General features: G+C 68.3%; 1 protein-coding gene. It reads left to right on the top strand.

The features are described 5' to 3' along the window. Positions 1-12,883 (top strand): amino acid adenylation domain-containing protein (locus ABZW16_RS40100; protein WP_354961383.1); only part of this gene is annotated, 12,883 nt, incomplete at both ends.

Raw genomic sequence — 12,883 nt, 5'->3', positions numbered from 1 at the left:
GCCGCGCCCGGAGCTGGTGCCGCTGTCGCTGGCCCAGCAGCGGATGTGGTTCCTCAACCGCTTCGACAACCAGACCGCGGTCAACAACATTCCGGTCGCCATCCGGCTCACCGGCGATGTCGATATCGCCGCGTTGAACGCCGCCATCGGCGATGTGCTGGCCCGCCACGAGGCGCTGCGCACCATCTACCCGGAGCTGGAAGGCACCGGCTACCAGCACATTCTGCACACCGACGAGGTGCGCTTCGAGCTGGCGGCCGAGACGATCGCCCCCGCCGCGGTGCCCGCGCGCATCGTCGAGCTGGCCAGTGTGCACTTCGATGTGACCAGTGCGGTGCCGTTCCGGGCCAACCTGCTAAGCATCGATGACAACAACCACGTCGCGGTGCTCGTCATGCACCACATCAGCGGTGACGGCTTCTCGCTGCGCCCGCTGCTGCGTGATGTGGTGCTGGCCTACACCCAGCGCAGCCGTGGCGAGGTGCCCGCGTGGGCGCCACTGGATGTCCAGTACGCCGACTACGCGCTGTGGCAGCGCGCGGTGCTCGGCAGCGAGGACGATCCGCAGTCCGTCGCGGCACTGCAGCTCGCGTACTGGACCGAGCAGCTGGCCGACCTGCCCGATCAGATCGAGCTGCCCGCGGACCGCGCGCGGCCCGAGGTCGCCTCCAATGCCGGTGGCACCCACGGTTTCTCGGTCGACGCCGAATTGCACGCCGCACTGGCCGAACTCGCCCGCGCCCGCGGGGTCACGCTGTTCATGGTGGTCCATGCCGCGCTGGCGACCTGGGCGGCCCGGCTGTCCAACAGCACCGATATCGCCATCGGCACCCCGATCGCCGGACGCGGTGAACGCGCGCTCGACGACCTGGTCGGCATGTTCGTCAATACGCTGGTGCTGCGCAACGAGGTCGATCCCGGCGCCAAGTTCAGCGATTTGCTCGCCCAGGTGCGGCGCACCGATCTGGCGGCTTTCGCCAATGCCGACGTGCCGTTCGAGCGGCTGGTGGATGTCCTCTGGGGACGGCAAGGCGGCGGAGCCGCCGGGGTGGGTAGACACAGCCCGGCCCGGTCGCAGGCGCACCACCCGCTGTTCCAGGTGGCGCTGACCTTCGAGGCCGCATCGGCCGCCGATATGGGCACCGTCGCGCTGCCGGGTGTCGAGCTGTCCGTGGTCGAATTCGATCCGGGCACTGCCAAATTCGATGTGCAGCTGACCGTTGGCGAGGCCGCCGACGGTGCGCTCGGCATGTCGTGGAACTACGCCACCGAACTGTTCGATCCGGAGACGGTGACCTCCTTCGCCGATCGTCTGGTGCGCATTCTGCGCAGCGTGGTCGAGGATCCCGAAATCGTCATCGGCGATATCGATCTGCTCGGTGAGGCCGAGCGGCTCAATGTTTCGCAGCGCTGGGTGTCGTCCGGATTGGACAGCCTGGCGCGAGCGACGGGCCCGGAGGCAGCACGGGGGGCCGTCGAGACAGCGCTGGGCAAAGTAAACGCGCGCACCCAGGGCCCCGCGAGTGCCAAGATCGGCACGAGCGCCGAGCGATTCAGTGCTGCCGGTACCACGCTGGTGGATCTGTTCGAGCAGGCGGTGGCCGCGCATCCGGACAATACCGCGGCCAAGTTCGGCATCGAATCGCTGACCTACGCCGAGCTGGACCGGCGCGCGAATGTGCTGGCGCGCAGGCTGATCGCCGACGGCGCCGGTCCGGAGTCGCTGGTCGCGGTGATCCTGCCGCGCTCACTCGACCTGGTGGTCGCGCTGCTCGCGGTGGTGAAGACCGGTGCGGGCTATGTGCCGGTGGATCCGACCTACCCGGCCGACCGCATCGCCTATGTGCTCGCGGATTCGCGTCCGACCAGCGTGATCCTCGATTCCACGGTCCAGGTGAGCGTGCCCGCCGAACTGCCGACCGTGGTCCTCGATGGATTCGCGGTGGAGACCGGCAATATCGAGGACGCCGACGACGCCCCGATCACCGACGCCGACCGCCTCGCGGCGCTCACCCCAGACAATGTGGCGTACGTGATCTACACCTCCGGTTCGACCGGACGCCCGAAGGGTGTCGCGGTCGCGCACCGGAATGTGGTGCGGCTGTTCGCCAATACCGATCGCGACTTCGGCTTCGGCCCCGACGATGTGTGGACGCTGTTCCACTCCTACGCCTTCGACTTCTCGGTATGGGAGCTGTGGGGTCCGCTGCTGTTCGGCGGCACCCTGGTGGTCGTCGATTACTACACCTCGCGCTCGCCCGAACAGTTCCTGGAACTGCTACGGGTGGAACAGGTCACGGTGCTCAACCAGACACCGTCCGCGTTCTACCAATTGGCCGAGGCGGATCGCAATGCCGCGCCGGATGCCGAACCGCTGGCGCTGCGCTATGTGGTCTTCGGCGGTGAAGCCCTCGAACTGCGCAGACTTGCCGATTGGGTCGCCCGACATGGTGACGGCAAGAAGCGCTCCGCGGGCTCCGCGCCGACCGCTCCGCTGCTGGTCAATATGTACGGCATCACCGAGACCACGGTGCACGTGTCCTACCGGGCGCTGGATGCCGCGACCATCGCCGCCGCCTCCGGCAGTGTGGTCGGCCGTGCCATCGCGGGTCTGCGCGTGTACGTGCTCGACAACCGGCTGCGGCCGGTACCGGTCGGGGTCGCGGGCGAAATGTATGTCGCGGGACCGCAATTGGCCCGCGGCTACCTCGGCCGCCCCGATCTGACCACCACCCGCTTCGTGGCGAACCCGCTCGCCGACGCCGATGCAGCGGGCACGCGCCTGTACCGCTCCGGCGACCTCGCGCGCTGGAACCGCTTCGGCGAACTCGAATACCTCGGTCGCGCCGACGATCAGGTGAAGGTGCGCGGTTTCCGCATCGAACTCGGTGAGATCGAATCGGCGATCCTGGCCCAGCCCGGTATCGCCCAGGCCGCGGTCATCGTGCGCGAGGATCAGCCGGGCGATCAGCGGATCGTGGCCTATGTGGTCGCCGAACCCGAAGTGACCCCCGACCTCGATGTGGTGCGCAGCGGTGCGGCGCAACGACTTCCGTCGTATATGGTGCCCGCGGCGCTGGTGCGGCTCGAGTGGATCCCGTTGACCGTCAACGGCAAGCTGGACCGCCGCGCGCTGCCCGCACCCGCGGTGCAGGCCAAGGCATTCCGCGCCCCGGTCACCCCGGTGCAGGAGACGGTGGCCGCGGTCTTCGCCGATGTGCTCGACCTGCCCCGGGTCGGCGTCGACGACGACTTCTTCGACCTCGGCGGCAACTCGCTCATCGCGACCAGGGTGGTATCCCGGATCGGCGCGGCCCTGGGCACCACGGTGCCGGTGCGCGCGCTGTTCGAGGCCTCCACCGTGGAAGGGCTTGCGGCCCGGGTGGAATCGCATGCCGACGGCGCCGCGCGGGCCCGGCTGCTCGCCCGTCCGCGCAAGGCCGACGAACTGGTGCCGCTGTCGTTCGCACAGCAGCGCATGTGGTTCCTGAACAAGTACGACACCACATCGGCGGCCTACAACCTGCCGATCGCCATCCGGCTCACCGGCGCATTGGATACCGATGCGCTGCGCTTGGCGGTGGCGGATGTGGTGCGCAGGCACGAATCGCTGCGTACCCGCTACCCGGAGCACGGTGGCACCCCGGTACAGGTGATCGTGCCCGCCGACGCGATCGCACTGGATCTGCAGCCGGTTTCGGTCGATCCGGCCGAGCTGACCGCGGTGGTCACCGAGTTCGTCACCACCGGATTCGATGTCTCCGAACAGGTTCCGCTGCGGACCAGGCTGTTCGCCGCGGGTCCGGACGACCATGTGCTCGTGGTGGTGGTGCACCACATCGCGGCCGACGGCTTCTCCATGGGCCCGCTGACCCGCGATGTCATGCTCGCCTACAGCGCACGCACCCAGGACGCCGCGCCCGGTTGGGCGCCGCTGTCGGTGCAGTACGCGGACTTCGCGATCTGGCAGCGGGAGGTGCTCGGCTCCGAGGACGATCCGGCATCGCTGATGGCGCGTCAGGTCGCGCACTGGCAGCGCGTGCTCGATGGTGTGCCCGACGAACTGCCGCTGCCCACCGACCGGCCGCGCCCCGCGATCGCCTCGCATCGCGGCGCGACCCTGCAGACCGAACTGCCCGCCGAACTGATCGCGGCGCTGGAAGCCATTGCACGGCAACGCGGTGCGTCGCTGTTCATGGTGATGCACAGCGCGCTCACGGTGCTGCTGGCCCGGTTGTCGGGCACCGACGATATCGCCGTCGGTTCGCCGATCGCGGGACGCGGTGAGCAGGCGCTCGACGATCTGGTCGGTATGTTCGTCAATACGCTCGTGCTGCGCACAGGTGTCGACCAGTCCGAATCGTTCAGCGAACTGCTGGATCGGGTGCGGTCCAGCGACCTGGACGCCTTCGGCAACGCGGACGTGCCATTCGAACGCCTCGTGGAACTGCTCGCGCCGGAACGCTCCCAGGCGCGCAATCCGCTGTTCCAGGTAATGCTCGCGTTCCAGAACCTGGACCGGACCGCGCTGGAACTGCCCGGTCTTTCGGTGTCCGCACTGGACCTCGAAGAGAACGTCGCCCGGTTCGACCTGCAATTCACACTGTCGGACACCGGTTCCACCGGAATGACGCTGGCGCTCACCTACGCCACCGAGTTGTTCGACGAGTCGAGCGCCGCGCTGATCACCCAACGGTGGCGGCGCGTACTCGAGGCCATCGCCGCCGACCCGACGGTCACGGTGGGCACCATCGATGTGCTCGATGCCCAGGAGCGGGCCGATCTCATCGCCCGCACCGGCGCTCCCGCCGTCGCCCCGCGCACGCTGCCGGATCTGTTGACCGCAGCCGCTGCGCGCGATCCGCAGGCGCCCGCGCTGGTGTTCCGTGGCGACACGGTGACCTATGGGCAGCTGGACGAGCGCTCGAACCGCTTGGCCCGCTTGCTGATCGCCGAGGGCGTCGGCACCGAGGATCTGGTCGCGGTCGGTGTGCCGCGGTCCGCGGATTCGGTGTTCGTCGCCCTGTCGGTGTCCAAGACCGGTGCGGCTTTCGTGCCCGTCGATCCGACCTATCCGGCCGATCGCATCGCACATATGGTCACCGATTCCGCCTCACCGGTGGGTATTACGGTGGCCTCGGCACTTGCGGGTCTGCCGGATTCGGTGCGCTGGCTGGTGCTCGAGGATCTCGATCTCGATGCCTTCGATGCCGGCCCGATCACCGACGCCGACCGGGTCCGGCCGCTTCGCCCGGAGAACCCGGCATACGTCATCTACACCTCCGGTTCCACCGGTGTGCCCAAGGGTGTCGTGGTCTCGCATGCGGTGCTGGCGAACTTCAGTACCGCGCAGATCGAGAACTACCGACTCGATGCCGAATCCCGCGCACTGCATTTTGCCTCGCCGAGCTTCGACGCCTCGATCCTCGAGCTGCTGCTCGCCCTCGGGCCGGGCGGTGCGCTCGTGGTGGTGCCGACCGGTGTCTACGGCGGCGAGGAGTTGGCCGAACTACTGCGCGCCGAGCGCGTCTCACACGTCTTCATCACGCCCGCCGCGCTGGCGACGCTCGATCCGACCGGACTCGACGCATTGCGCGTGCTGGCGGTCGGTGGCGAGGCCTACCCGCCGGAGCTCATCGCGAAATGGGCGACACCACTGGCGGACGGCACGATTCGCCGCTTCCACAATGTTTACGGCCCGACCGAGACCGCCATGGTGGTCAACATCAGTGATCCACTGGCGGCGGGTGATCCGATGCCGATCGGCGGTCCGATCCGCGGTATCCAGTCGCTGATCCTCGACAACCGGTTGCAGCCCGTTCCGGTGGGGGTCGCGGGTGAGCTCTACATCTCGGGTATCCAACTGGCGCGCGGCTACCACGCGCGGGCCGGGCTGACCGCAGACCGCTTCGTGGCGAACCCGTACGTTGCGGGTGCACGGATGTACCGCACCGGTGACGTGGTGCGATGGACAAACAGCGCTGAGGTCGAGTATGTCGGCCGCTCCGACTTCCAGGTCAAGGTGCGCGGCTTCCGCATCGAACTCGGTGAGATCGACGCCGCGCTGGCTTCGCACGAGACCGTCGACTTCGCCGTCACCGTCGGCCACAAGAGCACCGGGGGCGTGACCTCGCTGGTGTCGTATGTGGTTGCGGCGCAGGGGCATTCGATCGATGTGGCCGAGCTGACCGCACATGTCGAAGAGCGCCTGCCCGCCTATATGGTGCCGTCGTCGGTGATGGTGATCGACCACGTCCCGCTGACCCCGGTCGGCAAGCTGGACCGCAAGGCGCTGCCGGAGCCGGTATTCGCGACCGAGGTCGTCTTCCGTGCGCCGCGCACCCCGATCGAGCACACCATCGCCGAGGTCTTCGCCGAGGTGCTCGGCGTGGATCGCGTCGGTGTCGACGATTCGTTCTTCGCACTCGGCGGCGACAGCATCGTCTCCATTCAGCTGGTCTCGCGGGCCAAGGCGCGCGGTGTCGTCTTCACCCCGCGCCACGTCTTCGAACAGCGCACCGTGGCCGGACTCGCCGCGGTCGCCGAGACCGCCGACAGCACCGAATCCAGTGTCGAGACGCTGGCCGAGCTGCCCGGTGGTGGCATCGGCGCCATGCCGCTGACCCCGGTGGTCCGCTTCATGGCCGAGCGCGACGGCTCGTTCGGCCGGTTCAACCAGACCATGGCACTCGAGCTGCCGGTCGGCATCGATCGGGCCGGTATCGCGAGAACCGTTGGCGCGGTGATCGATCGCCACGACATGCTGCGGGCGCGGCTCTACCGTGACGGTGACGACTGGATCGTCGACACCGCCGCACCTGGCACGGTCGACGTCGAAGCGCTGATCGACCGCACCGAATTCGATGCGGGTGTGGACACGGCCGGACTGGTCGAAATCGCCGCCGCCGCGCTGGATGCCTCGCTGGATCTACTGGATCCGGCCGCTGGCGTGGTGATCCGGTTCGTCTGGCTGGAGCCATCGGACGGCAGCCGCGGCGGCCGACTCATCGTGGCCGCGCATCACCTGGTGGTGGACGGTGTTTCCTGGCGCATCCTGGTGCCGGACTTCGTCACCGCATGGGGCCAGCTCACCGCAGGCCAGGATCCGCAGCTCGTCGCGCCCGCCACCTCGATGCGGGCCTGGGCGCACGCATTGCAGAGCGAGGCCGAAAGTGCCCGGCGGGTGGCCGAACTCGACTACTGGCGTTCGGTGGTCGCGACGGCGGATCCGCTGCTGACCGAGCGGCCGATGGATCCGACCGTGGATACCTCGGGTGTCATCGACAAGCTGCAGGTCGAGGTGTCCGCCGAGGTCACCAAGGCGCTGTTGACCACGGTGCCCGCACTGTTCCACGGCGGTGTCAACGACGGTCTGCTCACCGCGCTCGCCCTGGCGACCGCGAAGTGGCGCGCGCGCCGCACCGGCAACCGCACCGACGACGCCCTGTTGCTCCGCCTGGAAGGCCATGGCCGCGAAGAGGACATCGTGCCCGGCGCCGATCTGTCCCGCACGGTCGGCTGGTTCACCGCGATCTTCCCGGTTCGCTTCGATCTGTCCGGTATCGATATCGATGCCGCGCTGACCGGCGGCCCGGCCCTGGGCAAGGCCGTCAAGGCGGTCAAGGAACAGCTGCTCGCGGTGCCGGACAAGGGCATCGGCTACGGCCTGCTGCGCTATATGAACGCGGCGACCGCCACCGAACTGCCCGCCGCACAGCCGGGCCAGGTGAGCTTCAACTACCTGGGCCGCGTCTCCGAGGGCGATGTGCCCGAGGCGCTGCGTGGCTTCGGCTGGATCCCGGCCGCGGAACTCGGCGCGCTCGGCGGCGCCTACGACGCGGATACGCCCGCGATGGCGCCGCTGGATATCAATGCCATCGTGGTCGGCGACAAGCTGACCGCGAATATCGGCTACCCGACCACGCTGCTGGACGCCGCGCAGGTCCGCGAATTCGGCGAGCTGTGGACCACCGCGCTGGAAGCGGTTGCCCGGCATGCCAATTCGAACGGCGCCGGTGGGCACACGCCGTCCGATTTTGCCCTGGTGCGCTCGACCCAGCGCGATATCGACAACTGGGAGCAGCGCTTCCCGGCCTTGGCCGATATCTGGCCACTCTCGGCGCTGCAGGCGGGTCTGCTCTTCCACGCGCGCCTGGCCGCCACCTCGGTGGACGTCTACACCGCGCAGGCCGTGCTGACGCTCACCGGACGGGTGGACGCGACCCGATTGCGTTCGGCCGCACAGGCTCTGGTGGATCGCTACGAGAATCTGCGCACCGCATTCGTCACCGATAACGACGGCAACCCGGTGCAGGTGGTGCTCGACAGCGTCCGCGTCGCCTGGGCCGAGCACGACCGGATCGAATCCGGCGACGGCGCCGACCTCATCGCCGCGGACCGCGCCCAGCGTTTCGATCTGACCGTGCCGCCGCTGATCCGGTTCACCCTGATCCAGGTGGCGTCCGACCGCTGGCAGTTCGTGGTCTCCAACCACCACATCCTGCTCGACGGCTGGTCCATGCCGCTGCTCATGCGGGATCTGCTGGTGCTCTATGCGGCCCACGCCGATGCCAATGTGCTGCCCGCGGTGCGCTCCTACCGGCACTTCCTGGAATGGACCAGGCAGCAGGATCATGCGGCCTCGGTGGCCGCGTGGACCGATGCGCTGCGCGGTGTCAGCGAACCCACGCTGCTGTCGCGTCCGGATGCGGGCCGCGAGATCACCTCGCTGTCGGGCGAATACTTCTTCGAACTCGACGAGCGGGCGACCGCGCGACTGACCGAACTGGCCGCATCCCTCGGTGTCACGCCGAATACCGTGCTGCAGGTCGCCTGGGGCATCCTGATCGCCCGAATGACCAGCCGTGACGATGTGCTGTTCGGTACCACGGTGTCCGGGCGTCCGGCGCAGCTCACCGGTGTCGAATCGATGGTCGGCCTGTTCATCAATACCGTTCCGGTGCGGGTGCGCTTCGATCCGTCGGAATCGGCGGGCGAGTTGCTGACCCGTACCCAGGGCGAGCAGGCGGATCTGCTCGATCACCACTATGTCGGCCTGGCCGATATCCAGTCCGCCGCCGGTATCGGTGGTCTGTTCGACACGCTGGTGGTCTTCGAGTCCTACCCGGTCGATGCCGAGGGCATCCGGGCCCAAGCCGCCGATATCGATGGCATGGCGGTCATCGATATGCAGGCCGCCGACGCCACCCACTACCCGTTGACCCTGATCGCGCAGCTGGACACGCAGCTGCGGATCCGCGCGGGCTACCTGCGCGACCTGTTCGACGAGCAGACGGTGCGCCGCATTGCCGATCGACTGGTCCGGGTGCTGACCGCGATCACCACCGAACCCGCCGTGCCCGTCGGGGATATCGAACTGCTCGATACCGCCGAGCGCGAGCTGGTGGTGTCGGAGTGGAACGACACCGCGCACCAGGTAGCCGATGCGGCCACGCTGGTCTCGATGTTCGAGGCCCAGCTCGCCGCGACCCCGGACGCGACCGCGCTGACGTTCGAGGGGACGAGTCTGACCTACGCCGAATTCGGCTCCCGGGTCTTCGGTTTGGCGCGCTGGCTCATCGAACGCGGTGTCGGCCCGGAATCGTATGTGGCCCTTGGCATGCGGCGCTCCATCGATCTGGTGGTCGGCATGTATGCGGTGACCGTGGCCGGTGGCGCGTATGTGCCGCTGGATCCGGATCATCCGGCCGACCGCACGGAATACATTCTCGCCACCGCCGATCCGGTCTGCGTGCTGACCTCCGGCGACGATCTGAAGATCGATACCGCCCAGGTGCGCATCGACCTGCTCGACCTGTTCGGGCTGTCGGATGAGCCGGTCACCGACGCGGAACGGTGGGCACCGCTGCGTCCGTCGAATACCGCCTACGTGATCTTCACCTCGGGTTCGACCGGTCGTCCGAAGGGCGTCGCGGTCAGCCATGCGGCGATCGTGAACCGCCTGGTGTGGATGCAGTCGGCCTACGGTCTGACCGGCGCCGATGCCGTACTGCAGAAGACGCCCGCGACGTTCGACGTCTCGGTGTGGGAGTTCTTCTGGCCGTTGCAGATCGGTGCGCGCCTGGTCGTTGCGCGCCCGGACGGACATCGCGATCCGGCCTACCTCGCCGAGATCATCACCGCCGAGCGGGTCACCGTCACCCACTTCGTGCCGTCCCTGCTCTCGGTCTTCGTGGCCGATGCGGCGGCCGGGCGGTGTGAGTCGCTGCGGCTGGTCTTCGCCTCCGGTGAGGCGCTGCCGCCCAAACCCGCGCATCGCCTGCGCGAGTTGACCGGTGCGGCTCTGCACAACCTGTACGGTCCGACCGAGGCCGCGGTCGACGTCACCTTCCACCAGGTGGTCGCGACCGATTCCGACACCGTGCCGATCGGTGCGCCGGTCTTCAATACCCAGGTGTACGTGCTGGATTCGCGGCTGCGCCCGGTGCCGGTCGGTGTCGCGGGTGAGCTGTACCTCGCGGGTACTCAGCTGGCGCGCGGCTATGTCGCACGCCCGGATCTGACCAGCGACCGTTTCGTGGCCAACCCGTTCGGCGGCGCGGGCGCGCGCATGTACCGCACCGGCGACCTGGTGGCCTGGACGGCCGACGGTGAGCTGGAGTACTTGGGCCGCACCGACTTCCAGGTGAAGTTGCGCGGTCTGCGCATCGAACTCGGCGAGATCGAGCAGGCGCTCACCGCGCTGGACGAGGTCGCCCAGGCCGTGGTCGTCGTGCGCGGTGATCAGCACACCGGCGATCAGCTCGTGGCCTACGTCATCGCGACGCCGAACCTGCGGCTGGATATCGAGACATTGCGCGAGGATCTGGGGCGGCAGCTGCCCGCCTATATGGTGCCCTCGGTCGTCATCGTGCTCGACGAATTCCCGCTCAACGCCTCCGGCAAGCTGGACCGCAAGGCACTGCCCGCACCGGTATTCGAGGCCGCGGTATTCCGTGCGCCGACCACACCGGTCGAGGAGATCATCGCCGCCACCTACGCCGATGTGCTCGGCCTGAAGCGCGTGGGTCTCGACGATGACTTCTTCGCGCTCGGCGGCAACTCGCTCAGCGCCACCCAGGTCGCCGCCCGGCTCTCGGCCGCACTGGATACCGATCTCGGTGTCCGCGAACTCTTCGAGGCCTCCTCGGTGGCGGCACTCGCGGCCCGTGCGGAGTCGCGGGCCGGTGCCGGTGCGCGGGCGGCCCTGGTGCCACAGCAGCGCCCCGAGCGGGTGCCGCTGTCGCTGGCGCAGCAGCGCATGTGGTTCCTCAACCGCTTCGATCCGGAATCCGCCGTGGACAATATCCCGGCCGCGGTGCGGCTTTCCGGTCTGCTGGACCGGCAGGCACTGCAGATCGCGGTCGCCGATGTGCTGGCCCGCCACGAATCGCTGCGGACCTACTACCCGGAGGTCGACGGCACCGCGTACCAGCTGACCGTCTCCACCGGCAAGGTGATCCCGGATCTGACGCCGGTCGATGTCACCGAAGCCGAACTGCCGCGGCGCCTTGCCGAGGTCATGCTGAGCGGCTTCGATGTCACCGCCGAGGTCCCGTTCCGGGCCCGGCTGTTCGAGATCAGCCCGACCGAACATGTGCTGGCCCTCGTGGTGCACCACATTTCGGCCGACGGCTTCTCGATGGGCCCGCTCACCCGCGATGTGATGACCGCCTATGCCGCCCGCGTCGACGGCGGCGAACCCGCCTGGCGGCCACTCGAGGTGCAGTACGCGGACTACGCGCTGTGGCAGCGCGAGGTGCTCGGCGCCGAAACCGATCCGGAGTCGGTGATCTCCGGGCAGATCGAGTTCTGGTCGAAGGCCCTGCGCGGGCTGCCCGAACAGCTCGACCTGCCCGCCGACCGGCCGCGTCCGGCGGTGGCATCGGGTCGCGGTGCGACGCATGTCTTCGAGATCGATGCCGAAACCCACGGCAAGCTCACCGAACTCGCCCGCAGCAGGGGCGCGACGCTGTTCATGGTCGCGCACACCGCGCTGGCGGTTCTGTTGGCTCGTATGTCCGGTGAGGAAGATATCGCGATCGGCACCCCGGTCGCGGGCCGTGGTGAACGCGCACTCGACGACCTCATCGGCATGTTCGTCAACACCCTGGTGCTGCGGACCCCGATCGAGGGCGAGGCCACCTTCACCGAGTTGCTGCGCACCGTGCGCGGCATCGATATCAGCGCATTCGGGCATGCGGACCTGCCGTTCGAACGCCTGGTGGAGATTCTGAACCCGGCCCGTTCGCAGGCGCGGCATCCGCTGTTCCAGGTGATGCTCTCGTTCCAGAACACCGGCCAGAACAGGCTGGAACTGCCCGGACTCACCGTCAGCGGCGTCGAACTGCCCATCGATGTGGCCAAGTTCGATCTGCAGCTGGTGCTTTCGGAGCAGACCGCGACCCCGACCAGCACCGCCAACGGTGCCGGTGCCACCACGGTCGCGCCGTCGGGCATCACCGCCGAATTGATCTACGCCACCGATCTGTTCGACGCCGACACCATGGCCGAATTCGGGCACCGGTTCAACCGGCTGCTGCGGGCCGTTGCGGCCGAACCGGATCGGGCCATCGGCGATATCGGCCTGCTCGACGAGCGGGAAACCGAACTGGCGCTGCGTGGTTGGAACGACACCGAGCGTGCGCTGGGTGCGGTCGGCACACTGGTGGACGAGTTCGCCAGGCAGGCGGCGGCCACGCCGGATGCGGTCGCGATCGTGGATCCGGCGACCGGAACCTCGCTGACGTATGCCGAATTCGGTGCGCGGGTGCACCGGTTGGCGCGTCGACTCATCGAAGCCGGTGTCGGTCCGGAAACGCTCGTCGCCCTTGGCCTGCGGCGTTCGGTCGATCTGGTGGTCGCGGCGTACGCGGTGCACGAG

This window comes from Nocardia sp. NPDC004604 (genome assembly GCF_040609795.1).
Classification (GTDB): domain Bacteria; phylum Actinomycetota; class Actinomycetes; order Mycobacteriales; family Mycobacteriaceae; genus Nocardia.
The sequence above is the reverse complement of the archived record's forward strand: the minus strand, read 5'-3'. Positions and strand labels throughout refer to the sequence as shown.